This window comes from Phaeovulum veldkampii DSM 11550, assembly GCF_003034995.1.
Taxonomy (GTDB): Bacteria; Pseudomonadota; Alphaproteobacteria; order Rhodobacterales; family Rhodobacteraceae; genus Phaeovulum; species Phaeovulum veldkampii.
This window is the reverse complement of sequence record NZ_PZKF01000002.1, coordinates 25,464-43,344: the sequence shown is the minus strand read 5'-3', so window position 1 is coordinate 43,344 and position 17,881 is coordinate 25,464. Positions and strand designations below refer to the sequence as shown.

15 protein-coding genes are annotated in these 17,881 nt (G+C 65.8%); 4 read left to right on the top strand and 11 right to left on the bottom strand.

Translation table 11 applies throughout. The features are described from left to right. Nucleotides 1-13: 13 nt before the first annotated feature. Together C5F46_RS01110 and C5F46_RS01105 are read right to left on the bottom strand one after the other, a co-directional pair. Nucleotides 14-826 carry a glutamate racemase gene (locus C5F46_RS01110; RefSeq protein WP_107323524.1) on the bottom strand — a complete coding sequence of 271 codons (813 nt, stop codon included), beginning with the start codon at nt 824-826 and terminating at the stop codon, nt 14-16. Between the two features lie 98 nt (nt 827-924). Then, nucleotides 925-4,320, bottom strand: a complete 3,396-nt coding sequence (locus C5F46_RS01105; protein ID WP_107323523.1) for an indolepyruvate ferredoxin oxidoreductase family protein — start codon at nt 4,318-4,320, stop codon at nt 925-927. Nucleotides 4,321-4,476: 156 nt separating this feature from the next. Here C5F46_RS01105 and C5F46_RS01100 point away from each other — a divergent pair, with 156 nt between their 5' ends. The 4 genes from C5F46_RS01100 to grxD all read left to right on the top strand — a co-directional run bounded on the left by C5F46_RS01100 (nt 4,477) and on the right by grxD (nt 8,526). Then, nucleotides 4,477-5,388: a LysR family transcriptional regulator gene (locus tag C5F46_RS01100; protein WP_107323622.1), complete on the top strand. Its 912-nt coding sequence runs from the start codon at nt 4,477-4,479 to the stop codon at nt 5,386-5,388. A 269-nt stretch (nt 5,389-5,657) separates the two neighbouring features. Beyond that, nucleotides 5,658-7,817 carry a phosphoribosylformylglycinamidine synthase subunit PurL gene (gene purL / locus C5F46_RS01095; RefSeq protein WP_107323522.1) on the top strand — a complete coding sequence of 720 codons (2,160 nt, stop codon included), beginning with the start codon at nt 5,658-5,660 and terminating at the stop codon, nt 7,815-7,817. An 81-nt stretch (nt 7,818-7,898) separates the two neighbouring features. Next, the gene (locus C5F46_RS01090; protein WP_107323521.1) at nt 7,899-8,135 is read left to right on the top strand and encodes a BolA/IbaG family iron-sulfur metabolism protein; all 237 of its coding nucleotides are present in this window, start codon (nt 7,899-7,901) and stop codon (nt 8,133-8,135) included. 31 nt (nt 8,136-8,166) lie between these two features. Continuing rightward, nucleotides 8,167-8,526: a Grx4 family monothiol glutaredoxin gene (grxD, locus tag C5F46_RS01085; protein ID WP_107323520.1), complete on the top strand. Its 360-nt coding sequence runs from the start codon at nt 8,167-8,169 to the stop codon at nt 8,524-8,526. A 49-nt stretch (nt 8,527-8,575) separates the two neighbouring features. Here grxD and arsJ read toward each other — a convergent pair whose 3' ends face one another. The 9 genes from arsJ to panB all read right to left on the bottom strand — a co-directional run bounded on the left by arsJ (nt 8,576) and on the right by panB (nt 17,880). Continuing rightward, nucleotides 8,576-9,847, bottom strand: a complete 1,272-nt coding sequence (gene arsJ / locus C5F46_RS01080; RefSeq protein WP_107323519.1) for an organoarsenical effux MFS transporter ArsJ — start codon at nt 9,845-9,847, stop codon at nt 8,576-8,578. Beyond that, nucleotides 9,790-10,797 carry an ArsJ-associated glyceraldehyde-3-phosphate dehydrogenase gene (locus tag C5F46_RS01075; RefSeq protein WP_107323518.1) on the bottom strand — a complete coding sequence of 336 codons (1,008 nt, stop codon included), beginning with the start codon at nt 10,795-10,797 and terminating at the stop codon, nt 9,790-9,792. Before C5F46_RS01075 ends, arsJ begins: the two co-directional genes overlap by 58 nt. Before the next feature lie 3 nt (nt 10,798-10,800). After that, on the bottom strand, nt 10,801-11,622 hold the full coding sequence (locus C5F46_RS01070) for a metalloregulator ArsR/SmtB family transcription factor (protein WP_107323517.1): 822 nt from the start codon (nt 11,620-11,622) through the stop codon (nt 10,801-10,803). Nucleotides 11,623-11,688: 66 nt separating this feature from the next. Continuing rightward, nucleotides 11,689-14,043, bottom strand: coding sequence for an aldehyde dehydrogenase family protein (locus tag C5F46_RS01065; protein WP_107323621.1), 2,355 nt, complete (start codon nt 14,041-14,043; stop codon nt 11,689-11,691). Nucleotides 14,044-14,052: 9 nt separating this feature from the next. Beyond that, a complete protein-coding gene (deoC, locus tag C5F46_RS01060) occupies nt 14,053-15,009 on the bottom strand; it encodes a deoxyribose-phosphate aldolase (RefSeq protein WP_107323620.1) in 957 nt (318 codons plus the stop codon). A gap of 83 nt (nt 15,010-15,092) precedes the next feature. After that, the gene (locus tag C5F46_RS01055) at nt 15,093-15,743 is read right to left on the bottom strand and encodes a DUF1523 family protein (RefSeq protein ID WP_107323516.1); all 651 of its coding nucleotides are present in this window, start codon (nt 15,741-15,743) and stop codon (nt 15,093-15,095) included. Between the two features lie 13 nt (nt 15,744-15,756). After that, the gene (locus C5F46_RS01050; RefSeq protein ID WP_235820041.1) at nt 15,757-16,041 is read right to left on the bottom strand and encodes a hypothetical protein; all 285 of its coding nucleotides are present in this window, start codon (nt 16,039-16,041) and stop codon (nt 15,757-15,759) included. Between the two features lie 169 nt (nt 16,042-16,210). After that, nucleotides 16,211-17,050 (bottom strand): pantoate--beta-alanine ligase, encoded by an 840-nt coding sequence (gene panC, locus C5F46_RS01045; protein WP_107323515.1) that lies wholly within the window; start codon nt 17,048-17,050, stop codon nt 16,211-16,213. Beyond that, nucleotides 17,047-17,880 (bottom strand): 3-methyl-2-oxobutanoate hydroxymethyltransferase, encoded by an 834-nt coding sequence (gene panB / locus C5F46_RS01040; RefSeq protein ID WP_107323514.1) that lies wholly within the window; start codon nt 17,878-17,880, stop codon nt 17,047-17,049. Before panB ends, panC begins: the two co-directional genes overlap by 4 nt. Nucleotide 17,881: the final 1 nt, after the last annotated feature.

Below are 17,881 nucleotides of genomic sequence, written 5' to 3'. Positions count from 1 at the left end.
GGCCGGGCGCCGCTCAGGCCGCTTCGAACCGGATTCCGTGGCGCAGGAATTGCGTGGCCTTGGCCGACACCGAGGCCGGGTTGCCCGTGGTCAGAAACCGCGACACCGTTCCTTTGCCCAGCATCTCGGGGCGCCGGGCCAGATAGTCGGCCAGGCTTTCGGCCACGATGTTGGGCTGGGAATAGACCTTGACGCCCGCGCCAAGCGCCTCCTGAAAGGCGGCTTCCATCAGAGGGTAATGGGTGCATCCCAGAACCGCCGCCTCGGGGTGGGGCATCCGGCGTTTCAGCGCCTCGACATGGCTTTTCACCAGCGCCTCGGCCAAAATCTCGTCGCCCTGCTCGATCGCATCGACGACCCCGCCGCAGGGCTGCGCCTCCACATCCACGCCGATGGCGCGGAACGCCAGTTCCCGCTGAAAGGCGCGGCTGGCCACGGTGGCTGGGGTGGCAAACAGCGCCACATGCTTGACCTCGACCTCGCGCGGGGGGGAATTGTCGCCCCATTCGCGTTCTGTCAGCGCCTCGATCAGCGGAACGAACACGCCCAGAACGCGCTTGTCCTTCGGAACCCAGTGTTCCTGCATCCGCTTCAGCGCGGCGGCGCTGGCGGTGTTGCAGGCCAGAATCACCAGATCGCAGCCCTCGGCCCACAGCCGTTCGACCCCGGCACAGGTCAGCCGATAGATATCTTCGGCGTCGCGCACACCGTAGGGGGCATGGGCATTGTCGCCCAGATAGACAAAGGCCACATCGGGCATCTTTCGGGCCAGCGCCTCGTAAACCGTCAGCCCGCCCAAGCCGCTATCGAAAACCCCAACCGCCATGCCCGCCTCCTGCCCGCGAGGTGTGCCCCCCGCGCAAGGCGGGGCGCTTTGCCCTGACATACGCCCTGCGCGCAGGAAAATCCACCGCGCGGTTGCGCTTATTCCGCGGCCATCGCTTGCGGGTTGCCACCCGCGCGGAACGCAGCCAAAAGCGCCTCGCGCCTTTTGGCGGCGGCGACCACGCCCGCCTCTTTCACCGGGCCGAAACCGCGGATGGTCAGCGGCAGTTCGGCCAGTTCGCGCGCAATCTCCAGCGTGGCGGGGGTGATCGCGGGCAACACCTCGGCCATGTCGGCCTCATACTGCGCGATCAGGCGGCGTTCGGTGACGCGTTCGGGCAGCCAGCCGAACAGATCATAGGGTTTGCCGCGCAGGGTCTTCATCCGCGCCAGCAGTCGGAAGACCGGCAAGACCCATTCGCCGAAGGCCCGCTTTTTCGGGCGCCCGTCGGGGTCAGAACCGCCCATCACCGGCGGCGCAAGGTGAAAGGTCAGCCGGAAGGCGCCGTCAAATTCAGCCCGCGCCTTTTCGGCGGTTTCCAGATGCAGCCGGGCAACCTCGTATTCATCCTTGTAGGCCAGCAGCTTGTGATAACCCTTCGCCACCGATGCGCGCAGCGGGCCGGGCGCACGCGCCACCAGATCGCAAAAGCGCGCGGCAAGCGCCGCGTCCTGATAGGCGGTCAGATGCGCGGCGCGCAGCTCAACCGGGTCGGGCGCCGGGCTTGCGGCCTCGGGCGCGATCAGTCGGGCCGCATCGGTCGGGCAGGCCACCGCCCAGCGGCCCAGTTCAAACGCGCGCTGGTTGGCCTCGACCGCCGCCCCGTTCAACTCCACCGCCTGCAGGATCGCCGCGCGGCTGAGGGGCACAAGGCCCCGCTGCCAGACCGCACCCAGCACGATCATGTTGGAATAGATCGAATCACCCAAGGCCCGCCGCGCCAGTTCTGATGCGTCGAAAAACACCACCCCGTCGCCCAGCCGCGCCTGAAGCGACAGGCGCAACTGGTCGGCTGGCAGGCGGAAATCGCGGTTTCGGGTGAAATCGCCGGTCACGATTTCATGCGCGTTGACCACGGCGCCGGTGCGGCCTGTGCGCATCAGGCCCAGCGTCCTGGCCCCCGCCGTCACCACCAGATCGCCGCCGATCACGCAATCGGCCTCGCCCACCGCGACGCGGATCGCCGAGATATCTTCGGGCCGGTTTGCCAATCGCAGATGGATGTGAACTGCGCCGCCCTTCTGCGCCAGCCCTGCCATCTCCATCATGCCCGCGCCCTTGCCATCCAGATGCGCGGCCATCGCCAGAACCGCGCCCACGGTCACAACGCCGGTGCCGCCCACCCCGGTGATGACGACGTTATGCGTGCCCGCAATGGCGGGCAGCGCAGGCTCGGCCATGTCGGGCAGGGCAACCTGGGCCGTGGCGGCCTTTTTCACCCGCGCGCCTTCCAGCGTCACGAATGACGGGCAAAAGCCTTTGAGGCAGGAAAAATCCTTGTTGCACGACGATTGATCAATGGCGCGCTTGGTGCCCAAGGCGGTTTCAGCGGGCACGATCGACACGCAGTTCGACTGCACCCCGCAGTCGCCGCAGCCTTCGCAGACATCGGTGTTGATGAACACGCGCCGGTCCGGGTCAGGGAAGGTGCTACGTTTGCGGCGGCGGCGCTTTTCGGCGGCACAGGTCTGCACATAAACGATGGCCGACACGCCGGGCGTTTCGGCCAGCCGCTGCTGCACCGGCATCAGCCCCGCGCGTTCGACCGTTTCCACCCCGCGCGGAAACTGCGCCAGGTCGAGCCCCTCCTTGGCGTCATAGACCACGACGATGGGCCTGACCCCCATCGCCTGAATTTCCCGCACGATCTGCGGCGCGGTCAGCCCGCCTTCGTTGGGCTGGCCGCCGGTCATGGCCACCGCATCGTTGAACAGGATTTTATAGGTGATGTTGGTGCCCGCCGCCAAAGCCGACCGGATCGCCAGCACCCCCGAATGGTTATAGGTGCCGTCGCCAAGGTTCTGGAACACATGCTTGCGGGTGGAAAACGGCGCCTCGCCCACCCAATTGGCGCCCTCGCCCCCCATCTGGGTAAAGCCCTGCGTCTCGCGCCCCATCCATTGCACCATGTAGTGACAGCCGATCCCGGCATAGGCGCGGCTGCCCTCGGGCACCTTGGTCGAGGTGTTATGCGGGCAGCCCGAACAGAACCACGGGGTGCGGGTGGCAATTTCGGGCGCGTTGTCGGCGCGGCGCGCCTCGGCCATTGTCGTAAGGCCCGCGCGCAACGCGTCGGTTCCGCGCCCCTCCTCGATCAGGATCTGGCCGATCTTTTCGGCAATCATCACCGGATCAAGCGCAAAGCGCGTGGGGAACAGTTCCGCGCCGGTGCGGTCATGGTGCCAGCCCAGCACGCGCCGACCCCGGCGGTTATCAAAGATCGCCTCCTTGACCTGCACCTCGATCAGCTTGCGCTTTTCCTCGACGACGACGATCACCTCCAGCGCCTCGGCCCAGTCGTTGAACGATTTCATGTCCATCGGGAATGTCTGGCCGATCTTGTAGGTGGTCAGACCCAGCCGCTCGCATTCCGCCCCGTCGATGCCCAGCAGTTGCAGCGCATGCACCAGATCAAGCCAGTTTTTGCCCGCCGCGACAAAGCCGATCCTGGCGCCCGCAGCGCCATGCACCCGCCGGTCGATCCGGTTGGCGCGGGCAAACGCCTCGGCAGCGAACCGCTTGTGGTCGATCATCCGCGCTTCCTGCGCCACGGGCGTATCGCCCAGCCGGATGTTCAGCCCCCCCGGCGGCATCGCGAATTCGGGCGCCACAAAGGCCATGCGGAACGGGTCGCCATCGACAACCGCCGTGGCCTCGACCGTGTCCTTCATTGTCTTGAGGCCCACCCAGACCCCGGCAAACCGGCTCAGCGCATAGCCATAAAGGCCATAATCCAGAATTTCCTGCACACCTGCGGGGGAAAGGACCGGCATATAGGCATCGACCAGCGCCCAGTCCGACTGATGCAACACGGTCGAGCTTTCGCCGGTGTGATCGTCGCCCATCGCCATCAGCACTCCACCGCGCGGCGATGTGCCGGCCATGTTGGCGTGGCGCATCACGTCGCCCGACCGGTCCACGCCGGGGCCCTTGCCATACCACAGGGCAAAAACTCCCTCGAACCGCCCCTCGCCGCGCAGTTCGGCCTGTTGCGTACCCCAGATCGCGGTGGCGGCCAGATCTTCGTTCAGGCCGGGCTGAAACCGCACCTGCGCGGCCTCCAGCTCGCGCCGGGCGCGGGCCATCTGCATATCGACCGCGCCCAAAGGGCTGCCGCGATAGCCGGTCACATAACCCGCCGTATTCCACCCCGCCGCCTTGTCGCGCGCGGCCTGCATCAACATCAGCCGCACCAACGCCTGCGTGCCGTTCAACAGCACCGGGCTTTTCGTCAGGTCGAACCGATCCGACAAGGAAATTTCCTGCCTGCTCATCTGGCACCTCCGCTTGCTGAACGAGCACTCGCGCATATTAGGTCAAAATTGCTGACCTACAAGATGGAATTTAACCTGAAACCTGTTTGTTAAGTTTAGCATGGATAGGTAAGATTCCGTGCGCCACACAGCAGATGTGATCAGAAAGTGATGCCGATGGACTGGGACAAGCTCAGAATATTCCACGCCGTGGCCGATGCGGGCAGCCTGACCCATGCGGGTGATGTGCTGCACCTGTCGCAATCGGCAGTCAGCCGCCAGATCCGCGCGCTTGAGGAAAGTCTGGGCACCACGCTGTTTCACCGCCACGCGCGGGGGCTGATTCTGACCGAACAGGGCGAGTTGCTGTTTGACGCCACCTCGACCATGGCGAAAAAGCTGGAAACCGCCTCGGCGCGCATCCGCGACAGTGAAGAAGAGGTGTTCGGCGAACTGAAGGTGACCACCACCACCGGCTTTGGCACACTGTGGCTGGCGCCGCGTCTGGTCAAACTTTATGATCGCTACCCCGACCTCAAGATCGACCTGCTGCTGGAGGAGCGGGTGCTTGACCTGCCCATGCGCGAGGCCGACGTGGCGATCCGCATGAAGGAACCGGCGCAGGCCGACCTGATCCGCAAGCGGCTTTTGAATATCCGGATGCGACTTTATGCAACGCCCGAATATCTGGCCCGCGCAGGCACGCCGCAGGCGATCGAGGATATCGCCGCGCACCGCCTGATCTGCCAGAACCCCGCCACCCCGCAGGTGCAGGCGGGCGCGCAGTTATCGCAACGGTTGCTGGCCTTCAACATTCCATCCACGCTGACGGTGAACAACTATTTCGGGGTGCTTCAGGGTGTGCTGAACCACATCGGCATCGGCGTGCTGCCCGATTACCTGACCAGCGACTTTCCCGATCTGGTGCGGGTGCTGCCCGATGTGGCCTCGGTCGAGGTGCCGGTGTTTCTGGCCTACCCCGAAGAATTGCGCCAATCGCGCCGCGTCACCGCCTTCCGCGATTTCGTGCAGGAAGAAATTACCCTGTACCGCCGCGCGCAGGCCGAAGGCGGCACAACCGCCGATTGACATGAGGCATAACCGCAACGCATGGCAGACATGTTGCAACCGCAGCATCATTTCCCTTGAATGGTTCTCAGACTGCCCATAAATCGGGCGGTGAAGGCGATGACATGAGGAAACTCTCATCACCTTCTACCTCCCTGTTGGACTATGGCCGAGCTTTGTCTCGGCCTTTTTTTTGCTCGGCAGACAGATTCGCGGCCCCGCAGGGCAAATCGGGCCTTCCCCGGATGGCCCCCCTGTTCTAAGAGGCGGCATCTGGACAGGAGGCCCCGATGGACGAGCCCAAGATCACCCCCGAACTGATTGCCGCGCATGGGCTGAAGCCCGATGAATACGAGCGCATTCTGGGCCTGATCGGGCGCGAGCCGACCTTCACCGAACTGGGCATCTTTTCGGCGATGTGGAACGAGCATTGTTCCTACAAATCGTCAAAGAAATGGCTGCGCACCCTGCCCACCACCGGGCCGCAGGTGATTTGCGGGCCGGGCGAAAACGCGGGCGTGGTGGATATCGGAGACGGCCAGGCCGTCATCTTCAAGATGGAAAGCCACAACCACCCCAGCTACATCGAACCGCATCAGGGCGCGGCCACCGGGGTTGGCGGCATCCTGCGCGACGTGTTCACCATGGGCGCCCGCCCCATCGCAGCAATGGACGCGCTGTCATTCGGCCTGCCCAGCCATCCGAAAACCGCACATCTGGTCAAGGGCGTGGTCGAGGGCGTGGGCGGCTATGGCAACGCCTTCGGTGTGCCCAACCTGGGCGGCGAGGTGCGCTTTCACGCCGCCTACAACGGCAACTGCCTGGTAAACGCCTTTGCAGCGGGCCTCGCCGATACTGACAAGATCTTTTATTCCGCCGCCTCGGGCGTGGGGATGCCGGTTGTCTACCTCGGCGCCAAGACGGGGCGTGATGGCGTCGGCGGCGCCACCATGGCCAGTGCCGAGTTTGACGACACGATCGAGGAAAAACGCCCCACCGTTCAGGTCGGCGACCCGTTCACCGAAAAATGTCTGCTTGAGGCATGTCTTGAGCTGATGGCCTCGGATTCGGTGATCTCGATTCAGGATATGGGCGCCGCAGGGCTGACCTGTTCGGCGGTGGAAATGGGCGACAAGGGCGATCTGGGCATCCGGCTCGATCTTGACCGCGTTCCTACGCGCGAGCGGAACATGACCGCCTATGAAATGATGCTGTCGGAATCTCAGGAACGGATGCTGATGGTGCTGAAGCCTGAAAAAGAGGCCGAGGCACGGGCGATCTTTGAAAAATGGGATCTCGACTTTGCCATCGTCGGCGAAACCATCGCCGAGGACCGTTTTCTGATCATGCATGGCAATCAGGTCAAAGCCGACCTGCCGCTGAAGGCGCTGTCGGGCACCGCCCCGGAATATGACCGGCCCTGGGTTGAAACACCCCCCGCCGCGCCCCTGGGGCTTGTGCCCACCATCGGCGCCATCGACGCGCTTCGGGCGCTGATCGGTTCGCCCAACTACGCACACAAGGCATGGGTATGGGAACAGTATGACACGCAGGTGGGCGCCGACACCGTGCGCCGGCCCGGCATGGGCGCGGGCGTGGTGCGGGTGCACGGCACCGGCAAGGCGCTGGCCTTCACGTCTGATGTAACGCCGCGCTACGTCAAGGCCAACCCGTTCGAGGGCGGCAAGCAGGCCGTGGCAGAAGCCTATCGCAACCTGACCGCCGTGGGCGCCCTGCCCTTGGCCGCGACTGACAACCTCAACTTCGGCAATCCCGAAAAGCCCGAGATCATGGGCCAGTTGGTCGGCGCGATCAAAGGCATCGGCGCGGCGTGCCATGCGCTCGATTTCCCCATCGTGTCGGGCAACGTGTCGCTTTATAATGAAACCGACGGCACCGGCATCCTGCCCACGCCCACGATCGGCGCCGTTGGCCTGCTGAAATCGCTCGATGAGCTGATCGCGGGCCAGCCCGTGGCGGGCGATCTGGCGTTGGTCATCGGCCAGACCCAGGGCCATCTGGGCCAGTCGGCGCTGCTGGCCGAAGCCTTTGGCATCGAGGCGGGCGATGCGCCGACCGTCGATCTGGCGGCCGAGCGGCTCCACGGCGAGTTTCTGCGCGCCAACCGAGTCCATGTAAAAGCGGCAACCGATCTGTCGGATGGCGGTCTGGCGCTGGCGGCCTTTGAAATGGCCGAAGCCGCGGGGCTGGGCCTGACGCTGACCGCAAGCGATATAGCCACGCTCTTTGGCGAGGATCAGGCGCGCTACCTTGTGGCCTGCGATGCCGACGGGGCCGCGGCACTTGAGGCTGCCGGACAAGCGGCAGGCGTGTCGGTCGCGCGTGTTGGCCACTTTGGCGGCGATGCAGTGACGCTGGGGGCCGAGGCCGCGCCCCTTGCCGACCTGTCAACGCTCTACCGCACCGCCTTTGCAGCAGCCGTCGCCTGAACATCCCATCTCGGTACGGGCCTTGAAGCGGCCCGGTCCTGGCTCTAGGTTGCGACAAAGAGACCCGAAGGAGCCTGCCGCATGGCGATGGAAGCCCACGACATCGAAGCCCTGATCCGGGCCGCTTTCCCGAACGCAAAGATCACCATCACCGACACGGTCGGTGACGGCAATCACTGGGCCGCCGAGGTGATCGACGAAAGCTTGCGCGGGCTGAACCGTGTGCAACAGCACCGCGCGGTGAACGCAGCCCTCAAAAGCAAGCTCGACAGTGGCGAGTTGCACGCGCTTGCGCTGACCACCAAGGCCCCCGAGTGACCCTGAAATCGCCAGCCCCGAAGGAAACCCGATGACCGCCGTTGACCAGATCCGCGATACCGTCGCCCAGAATGATGTTGTGCTTTACATGAAAGGCACGAAAACCGCGCCGAAATGCGGCTTTTCCAGCCGTGTTGCGGGCGTGCTGAACTACATGGAGGTCAACTACGTCGCCGTCGATGTGCTGGCCGACGAAGATGTGCGCCAAGGCGTCAAGGAGTTTTCCGACTGGCCAACGATCCCTCAGCTTTACGTCAAGGGCGAATTTGTCGGCGGCTGCGACATCGTCACTGAAATGACGCTGTCGGGCGAGCTGGACGCGCTGTTTGAGGCCAAGGGCATCGACTACAGCAAAGACGCCGCCGACAAGATCCGCGAAGCCAACGCCTGATCCGGCAGCACCGAAACCGCCGCGCCCCGCCCTTTCGGGCGGGGCTTTTTCATGGCGCGACCCGGCGCATCGCCAGCCAGCTTGCCGCCGCCATCGCCCCCGCCGTGGCCAAGCACAGCGACAGCCCCCCCGCCTGATAGCTGATCCCCGACAGCGCCGTGCCCAACAGCCGACCGGCCGCATTGGCCATGTAATAAAAGCCCACATCCATCGTCACCCGCTCGGCACTGGTGAAGGCCAGAATCAGGTAGGAATGCAGCGAAGAATTGACAGCAAAGACAAACCCGAAGGTCAGCAGCCCGGCAACCAGCGCCCCGGTCAACCAGGGCGAGGGGCCGCCCGCGGCCAGCGCCAGCCCTGCCAGCGCAAAGGGAATGACCGTCAGCACCGCCACCCAGGACGCCGCCGACGCGGGCGTCGCCCGCCCGGCCAGCAGCCGTGGGGCCACCGCCTGAACCGCGCCATAGGCGATGATCCACAGAGCCATGAAACCGCCGATCAGAAAGAACGCCTCGCGCCGGCCTTCGGCGGTACCATCCGACAGCACCATCTGGAAATAGACCGGGATGCCCACCACAAACCAGACATCGCGCGCGCCGAACAGAAACATCCGCGCCAGCGACAATCGGTTGATCCGCGGATCGGAGGAGAAAACCTGCCGGAACTTGACCCCTTTCTTCCCCACCGGCAGCCCCGGCGGCAGAAAGGCTGCAACCGCGATCAGGATCACCGTCAAAACCCCAGCCATCGCCCAGACCGAGACCTGAAACCCCGTCCAGGCCAGCAGCGCGGCCCCCAGGAAAAAGCCCAGCCCCTTCACCGCGTTCTTGGAACCCGTCAGCAGCGCCACCCAGCGAAACAGCCCGCCCTCGCCTTCCGGCGCCAGCAGCTTGACCGCCGATTTGGACGACATCTTTGCCAGATCCTTGGCCACGCCTGATGCGCCCTGCACCGCCATCACGAAAATGACCGAGGCCCCCACCGACCAGCCAGGGTCAAGCTGCGCCAACACCGCCAGGGCAGCAATCTGCAAGCCAAGCCCCGCATAGAGCGTAAAGGCCAGCCCGAACCGCGCGGCAATCCAGCCCGCCGACAGGTTGGTGACGATACCCGCCAGTTCATACAGCAGGAACAGCCACGCCAGTTGAATCGGCGAAAAGCCAAGGCTGTTGAAATGCAGCAGCACCAACATCCGCAAGGCGCCGTCCGACAGCATGAAGGCCCAGTAGGCCGCGGTCACGGCAGCATAGGCGCGGCGCCCGTTCACATCCGCCCCGCAACCATCAGCGCCACATCCGCAAGGCGGCAGGCATAGCCCCATTCGTTGTCATACCAGGCATAGACCTTCAACTGCGTGCCATTGACGACCATGGTCGAAGGCCCGTCCACGATGGCCGAACGTGCATCGTTCACGAAATCGCATGATACCAGCGGGCGGTCCTCATAGCCCAGAATCCCCGCCAGCGGCCCTTCGGCGGCGGCCCTGAACAGCGCGTTCACCTCGGCCGCTGTCGTGGCGCGCTCAAGTTCAAACACGCAATCGGTCAGCGAGGCGTTCAGCAACGGCACCCGCACCGCATGGCCGTTCAGCCGCCCCTGAAGTTCGGGAAAGATCAGCCCGATCGCGGTGGCCGAGCCGGTGCTTGTCGGGATCAGGTTCATCAGGGCCGAGCGCGCACGGCGCATATCCTTGGCGGGGGCATCGACCAGCGTCTGGGTGTTGGTCACATCATGCAGCGTGGTGATCATCCCGTGCCGGATGCCCAGCGTCTGATGCACGACCTTGACCACCGGGGCGAGGCAGTTCGTCGTGCAGCTTGCCGCTGTCACCAGATCGTGCCGCGCCGGGTCATAGGCCTGATGGTTCACGCCATAAACCAGGTTCAGCGCGCTGTCCTTGATCGGGGCCGACACGACAACCTTGCGCACCCCTGAATCGAAATAGGGGGCAACCTTTTCGACCGTCTTGAAGACGCCGGTGCAGTCGATCACCAGATCGACACCCGATTTCGCCAACGGCAGATCTTCGATCCGTTTGTGATGGGTCAGCGCCATGCGGTGCCCGTTCACATGCAGCGCACCCTCCGCGTGCCCGATGGCGGCGGGCCAGCGGCCATGCACGCTGTCAAACTCCAGCAGCAGCGCGTGCTGGGCCGGATCGCCCTGCACATCGTTCAAGGCCACGATCTGCCCGCCGTGGCCTGCATCGAACAGCCGCCGCAGCACCAGCTTGCCCATCCGTCCCAGGCCGTTGATTGCAATCTTTGCCATGGCCTACCCCTCCTGCCCGATCTGATCGACGCGCCGTTGCAGCGCGACCTTGTCCAGTTCGGCAAAGGGCAGCACCGCAAAGGCCGCGATCCGGCGGCGCAGTTCGGCATAGGCACGGGCGAAGGCCAGCGCCTTTTCGGCATCGGTTCCGGTGGCCTTGACCGGGTCGGCCACGCCCCAATGCCCGGTGATGGGCTGGCCGGGCCAAGGCGGGCATTCTTCATTTGCGGCCTGATCGCAGACGGTAAAGACGAAATCCATCAGCGGCGCACCGGGGGTCTGGAACTCGGCGATATGTTTGGCGCGCAGGCCAGAGGTGTCGTGCCCCGCCCGCGCCAGAACCTCCAGCGCGGTGGGGTTCAGCGCGCTTTCCGGCCGCGTGCCCGCTGAATGGACGACAAAGCGCCCCGCCCCCAGATCGCGCAACAGACATTCGGCAAAGATCGACCGGGCCGAGTTGCCCGAACAGATGAACAATACACGATAGGGGCGGTTTTCCATCGGGAAGACTCCAGCAAGGGGGGCGGGCGCCAGATCGGGGCGACCGCGGGCAAAGTCGGCAAAAAGGTAGTCAAGCAGCGCGGCCAACCGGCCGGTTTCGGCGCGGTAGGTTATGGCGCGGCCCCGCCGTTCGGCGCGCACCAACCCGGCGGTTTCCAGCGCGGCCAAATAGGTGGACAGCGTGTTGGCCTTCATCCCCAGCGCCTCCGCCATTTCGGTCGGGCGCGCGCCCTGCGGGGCGCGACGCATCAGCAGGCGCAAAACGCGCAACCGGCCATCATGGCCGAGGGTCGAGAAAAGGTTGGCGGCGATCTCATGTTCCATACTTCACGAAATACCGAAGTATTGTGCCGGCGTCGAATGAAGTTTTGATGACAGCCCGCTGACAGATCACGCCCCGAAGGGTAGCCAGATCGTTTTCAGTCGCACGGCATGGTCAAGAAACGCCTGCCCCTGCCCAGACGCGCCCTGCCAGTCGCGGTTTGTCATCACCCAGACAGGTTTCAGGTTGCCCGCGCTGTCGGCCTGCGCCCGCGCGGCACCTGCCTTGGTGCCACAGACCCACAGCGCGTTGACATCATCATGACAGGCCATCACCGCCACCAGATCGTCGCGCGGGCCGGTAACAAGGTTCACCACCCCGCCCGGCAGGTCGGAACAGTCAAACACCTGCGCCAGATCGGTGGCGGCAAAGGGCATGTCCTGCGCGGGGATCGCCACCACGCGGTTACCCATGGCGATGGCGGGCAGGATCAGGCTCGCCAACCCCAAAAGCGGCGCGGCATTCGGGCAGGCGATACCGATCACGCCATGTGGTTCGGGCTGCACAAGCGTCAGATGCCGCGCGCGTGTGGCGGGGATGCGGCCATCGTGCTTGTCGGCCAGCGCGGCATAGTAGAACGCGCGACGGATCGTGGCCTGCACTTCGGCCTGGGCATCGGGCTGGCCTGCCTCGGCCAGGCGTGCGGCAAATTCGGCGGCGCGGGCCGACAGGTTTTCCGCGATGAAATACAGAACCTGCGCACGGGCGTGGCCCGCCATCGCGGCCCAGCCGCTGGCCTTCTGCGCCGCCTCGACCGCATTGCGAATATCCTTGCGGCTGCCCCATGGCGCCAGCCCCAGCAGCCTGTCGCCCGCTCGAACGGCGTAGGATTGCCCCGAATCGGGGCGCTTTTGCGCGCCTCCGATATACAGCTTGGCCGTCCGGTCGATGCCCCCTGCGGCGCCCGGATGGGTCGGGTCGGGCGCGGCCACCAAGGCCGCCGGCTCCGGTTCGGCAACCGCCGCAGGCGCGGGCCATGCCAGATATTCCAGCATCCCGGCCCGCCCACCCTCGCGCCCAAAACCGCTGTCGCGCATCCCGCCGAACGGCGCGCCCGCGTCAAAGACGTTGACCGAATTGACCCAGACCACCCCGGCCTTGACCCGCGCCGCGATATCCAGCGCCAGCGCCAGGTTTTCCGACCAGATCGAGGCCGCCAACCCGTAACAACTGGCATTGGCAAGCTGCACCGCCTCGTCGGGCGTGCGAAAGGTGGTCAGCGTGGCGATAGGGCCAAAGATTTCGCGCTGCGACACCGGGTTTGCCGGGGCAGCCCCGGTAAAGAAACCCGGCGCGCAATAGCAGCCCCGCGCGGGCAGTTGCGCGGGCGCCTGCACCAGTTCAGCGCCCGCCGCCTGACCTTCGGCCACCAGCGCGCCGATCCGCGCCAGATGGTCGGGGTGGATGATCGCACCGATGTCGGTGCCCTTGTCCAGCGGGTCACCTACCCTGAGCCGCGCCATCCGTGCGCGCAGCCGTTCGGTGAACGCATCCGCCACCGCCTCGGCCACCAGCAGGCGCGACCCGGCACAACAGACCTGCCCCTGATTGAACCAGATGCCATCAACCACACCCTCGATCGCCGCCTCCAGATCGGCATCGGCAAAGACGATGAAAGGCGACTTGCCGCCCAGTTCCAGCGTCAGCCGCTTGGCGGTGCCCGCGGTGGCGCGGCGGATTTCGCGCCCCACCTCGCTCGATCCGGTGAAGGCGATCTTGTCCACTTCGGCGGCCACCAGCGCCGCCCCCGTCGCACCGTCACCGGTGACGATATTCACCACGCCCGCAGGCAACCTGATCTCCGCGCAAATCTCGGCAAAGGCCAGCGCCGTCAGGGGCGTCCATTCCGCGGGCTTCAGCACCACGGTATTTCCGGCCGCCAGCGCAGGCGCCAGCTTCCACGCCAGCATCAGCAGCGGAAAGTTCCAGGGAATGATCTGGCCGCACACACCCAAGGGCGCCGCACCGGGAAATTGGTCGGCCAGAACCTCAGCCCAGCCCGCATGGTGGTAGAAATGGCGCACCACCAGCGGCAGGTCGATATCGCGCGCCTCGCGGATCGGCTTGCCGGTATCCAGCACCTCCAGCACCGCCAAAAACCGCTCGCGCTTTTGCACCTGCCGGGCCAGCGCATACAGCCACTCCGCCCGTTCATGCCCCGGCAGCGCCGCCCATCCGGGCTGCGCGACCCGCGCGGCAGCAACGGCGGCGGCCACGTCGGCGGGCGTACCTTGCGTCACCTGCGCCAGCACCTCGCCGGTGGCGGGGTTCAGCGTGTCAAACAGCCCCACCGGCGCGGTGAAGGCGCCGCCGATAAAATGGCCAAACCGCCCGCGCGCGGCCAGCCAGCCGCGCACCTCGACGGTGCCTTCGGGAGCGGGGCCGTAGTCAAGGCTGTCCAGAATGTCACTCACGGTCGGCATCATTCCCCCTCAGGCCAGCGCCTGGCGCGCGGCCGAGGCATAGCGGCCGGTGACATGGTGTTCCAACTGCCGCTCGATATCCGACAGAAGCGACGAGGCGCCGATACGGAACAGATCGGGCCGCAACCAGTCTGGCCCCATTTCCTCGTGCATCAGCACCTGCCAGTTCAGCGCGTCCCTGGCGGTGCGCAGCCCTCCGGCAGGCTTGAACCCGATCCGAGCCCCGGTCCGGGCGCCATAGTCGCGCAGCGCGCGCAGCATCACCAGCGACACCGGCAGCGTGGCGTTGACGGGTTCCTTGCCGGTCGATGTCTTGATGAAATCGGCCCCCGCCTGCATCGCCACCATGCTGGCGCGATAGACATTGGTCAGTGTCTGCAACTCGCCCGTCGCCAGGATCGCCTTCATATGCGCAGGCCCGCAGGCCTCACGCATCGCGCAGAGTTCGTCATAAAGCCCCGCCCACTCGCCCCGGAGCGCCAGCGCGCGCGAAATCACGATGTCGATTTCGGCTGCCCCCTGATCCACCGCATAGCGGATTTCGGCCAGCCGCAGCGGCAGCGGCATCAGCCCCGCGGGAAAGCCCGTGGCGACCGAGGCCACGGGGATGCCCGACCTGTCCAGCGCGCGCACGGCAGGCGCCACCATCGTAGGGTAAACGCAAACCGCGCCGGTCGTTACCCCCGTCAGCCCCAGCCCCGCCAGAATGTGCGGCGCTAAGGGCGCGCGCGCCTTGGCGCACAGCCGCGCGACCCGGTCGGGGGTATCGTCGCCCGCAAGCGTGGTCAGATCCATGCAGCGGAGCGCATTCACCAGCCACGCGGCCTGCCATGGCCCTTTCAGGCTGCGCCGGGCCACCAGCGTATCAGCCCGCCGTTCGGCAGCGGGCGTATTGACCGTGATCCGCGCAAACCAGTCGGGGGCGAAGGGCACACCGGCGTTGCGCGCATGGGCGGGGTCTGGCATCGGGGCATCCTGTTGGGGCCGCCCCATGCGGCCCGGAACAGCAGGCTAGCGAAAGCCCGCCCGCCGTTCAACGCCCCTTGACCTCAGCCCTTGCGCCCGAACAGTCGCGCGACCAGCCCACGCGCCTTGCGCGCTGCCTGCTGGCCCTCAAGGCTGACTTCGTCGAACTTGTCCTCGACCTCGTCGATCAGCGGGTCGATGGTGCGTTCGCGGAATTGCAGCCACATCCGGCGCACCATCAGCAGCGCCAGTGCCAGGAACGACAGGAACACGATATTGAACCACGGGATGATCCGCACATCAGGCCCCTCGATCGCGGTTGCGCTGACCGCATTGGGGTAGATCGAAATCAGCGGAATCCGCCAGCCGTAATGCGTGACCTTCACCCATTGCGGGGTGGCCTTGTCCGATTTCAGGTTTGACGCCTCGGCCTGAAGGTTCGAGCTGTCGTATTTGAAATAGGGCGGCCAGACCCAGCCGGTATCCTCGTTGCGATACACAATCACCTTGTCGTTCGGGCGCACCGCCTCGATGAAGCGGATATCGCGCACCTCGGTTTCGGCGCTGCCGGAATCAGAGCTGGCGTAGAACATCCAGTTCGAGCCGATGGTGGTCTGCCTGTTGAAGGTGTTGGTGATCCGCACGATATCGGTTTGCGGCAGCGTGTAATGCAGGAAGGCGCCGAACGTCGCCACGATCAGGGCAATCAGCGTCCATTTTACATAGCCCCACATGGGAAGGCTCCTTTCAATTCCATTGATGATTGACGGCAAAAGCCGTCAGCGCAGCAAGGCCAAGCGGAATGACATAGACAAGCCAGACCAGCCTGCGCGCCAGGCTGCGTTCATAGGTTGCCATGCCACGGTCGATGTAGTCAGCGCGCGCTTCGGGGTTCTCGTCGGCAAGATAGGCCGCGTCCCATTCTTTTTCCAGCGCCTCGCGCCGCACCGAGCGGGCATAGATTCGTACCACGACAAAGATGATCGTCAGCACGATCAGGGCAAGCGCCGCCCCGCGGACCATCGCAAACATGCAGGCCTCCCCGGTGTTGCAGAACACAGGACATGGGCATAGTGGCCCTTGCGCACAAGCCCGGCGCGCAAGCCATATACCACGCCATCATCGGCTGCGGGTGCCGCCGCGACAAGGTGTCCCGCCGCCGCAGGGGGGCCAATTCCCGGCCCGCGCCGGGCGGGGCAGATCAGACCGCAATATTGTCGATCAGGCGCACATCGCCCAGCCATGCCGCTGCCAGCAACCGCGCAGGGCGGTCCAGCAGGATGACAGGCTCCAGCCCCTCGGCGCTGCGCAGGTCCAGATATTCGACACGCGCAAAACCCGCGGCCAGCACCGCCGCCTCGGCCCCGACCAGCGCGGCTGCCACAGGCGTGCCCGCCCGGATCGCGCGCGCGGCATCCTGCATCGCGGCATGGAGCGCGGGGGCAATCGCCCGATCCTGCGCCGACAGCCGCGCGTTGCGCGACGACAGCGCCAGCCCGTCAGGCTCGCGCAGCGTGGGGCAGGCGTTGATCGTCACGGGAATGTTCAGATCGGCGACAAGGCGGCGCACCACCTGCACCTGCTGCCAATCCTTTTCACCAAAAAACGCCTGATCGGCCTGGGTCATCCCGAACAGCTTGGCCACCACCGTGGCCACCCCGTCAAAATGCCCCGGCCGATGCGCACCACACAGCCCCGCGCTGACGCCCGCAACCGACACCGTGGTGGCAAAGCCCTGCGGGTAAACCTCGGCTGGCGCCGGGGCAAAGATCGCATCCACCGCCAAGGGCGCCAGCAGTGCCGCGTCAGTTTCCTCGGTGCGTGGATATTTCGCCAGATCCTCGGGGTTGTCGAACTGACGGGGGTTGACGAAGATCGTCACGATCACCCGGTCGCAGGCGGCGCGGGCGGCGGCCACAAGGCTCAGGTGGCCCTGATGCAGCGCGCCCATCGTGGGCACCACGCCCACACTGTCGCCCGCGCGCCGCCATCCGGCCACCGCCGCGCGCAGATCGGCGACATGGCGCACGATCCCGGTCATGCCTTGGCCCCGGCGGCGTCATCGGCGAATTCATGCTCTGGCCCCGGAAAGGCGCGGGCGCGCACATCCGCGGCATAGGCGGCAACCGCGGCCTCGGCGGCGGCGCCCAACTCGCCATAGCGGCGCACGAATTTGGGGCGGAAATCGGTGAACAGCCCCAGCATGTCATCGACGACCAGCACCTGCCCATCGCAGCGCGCCGACGCGCCGATGCCGATGGTCGGGATCGGCACCGCCGCGGTGATTTCGTCGGCCAGACGCGCGGGCAGCTTTTCCAGCACCACGGCGAATGCCCCGGCCTCGGCCACCGCCTGCGCATCGGCGCGCAGCCGCGCGGCATCGGCGCCCCGGCCCTGCACCTTATAGCCCCCCAGCGTGTTCACCGCCTGCGGTGTCAGCCCGACATGTGCCATCACGGGCACGCCGCGGGCAACCAGAAAGGCGATCGTTTCGGCCATATGCCGCCCGCCTTCCAGCTTGACCGCCGCGGCCCCGGTTTCCGCCATCAGCCGGGCGGCATTGCGAAACGCCTGCGCCGGGCCTTCCTCATAGCTGCCAAAGGGCATGTCGATGACCATCAGCGCGCGTTTCAGCCCGCGCGCCACGGCCTGGCCATGCAGAATCATCATTTCCAGCGTGACCCCCAGCGTCGAGGGCAGACCATGCAGCACCATTCCCACCGAATCACCCACCAGCGCCACATCGCATTGCGCATCCACCAAACGCGCCATCGGCGTCGTATAGGCGGTCAGGCAGACGATGGGCTGGCCGCCCTTGCGCGCGGTGATATCGGCGGGCGTCAGCGCCCGGATCTGGCTGGTGGCACTCATC

Coding starts and splice junctions, on each gene's coding strand:
- C5F46_RS01110 (WP_107323524.1), bottom strand. CDS start 826: ATGGCGGTTGGGGTTTTCGATAGCGGCTTGGGCGGGCTGACGGTTTAC.
- C5F46_RS01105 (WP_107323523.1), bottom strand. CDS start 4,320: ATGAGCAGGCAGGAAATTTCCTTGTCGGATCGGTTCGACCTGACGAAA.
- C5F46_RS01100 (WP_107323622.1), top strand. CDS start 4,477: ATGGACTGGGACAAGCTCAGAATATTCCACGCCGTGGCCGATGCGGGC.
- purL (WP_107323522.1), top strand. CDS start 5,658: ATGGACGAGCCCAAGATCACCCCCGAACTGATTGCCGCGCATGGGCTG.
- C5F46_RS01090 (WP_107323521.1), top strand. CDS start 7,899: ATGGCGATGGAAGCCCACGACATCGAAGCCCTGATCCGGGCCGCTTTC.
- grxD (WP_107323520.1), top strand. CDS start 8,167: ATGACCGCCGTTGACCAGATCCGCGATACCGTCGCCCAGAATGATGTT.
- arsJ (WP_107323519.1), bottom strand. CDS start 9,847: ATGGGGCTATGCCTGCCGCCTTGCGGATGTGGCGCTGATGGTTGCGGG.
- C5F46_RS01075 (WP_107323518.1), bottom strand. CDS start 10,797: ATGGCAAAGATTGCAATCAACGGCCTGGGACGGATGGGCAAGCTGGTG.
- C5F46_RS01070 (WP_107323517.1), bottom strand. CDS start 11,622: ATGGAACATGAGATCGCCGCCAACCTTTTCTCGACCCTCGGCCATGAT.
- C5F46_RS01065 (WP_107323621.1), bottom strand. CDS start 14,043: ATGCCGACCGTGAGTGACATTCTGGACAGCCTTGACTACGGCCCCGCT.
- deoC (WP_107323620.1), bottom strand. CDS start 15,009: ATGCCAGACCCCGCCCATGCGCGCAACGCCGGTGTGCCCTTCGCCCCC.
- C5F46_RS01055 (WP_107323516.1), bottom strand. CDS start 15,743: ATGTGGGGCTATGTAAAATGGACGCTGATTGCCCTGATCGTGGCGACG.
- C5F46_RS01050 (WP_235820041.1), bottom strand. CDS start 16,041: ATGTTTGCGATGGTCCGCGGGGCGGCGCTTGCCCTGATCGTGCTGACG.
- panC (WP_107323515.1), bottom strand. CDS start 17,050: ATGACCGGGATCGTGCGCCATGTCGCCGATCTGCGCGCGGCGGTGGCC.
- panB (WP_107323514.1), bottom strand. CDS start 17,880: ATGAGTGCCACCAGCCAGATCCGGGCGCTGACGCCCGCCGATATCACC.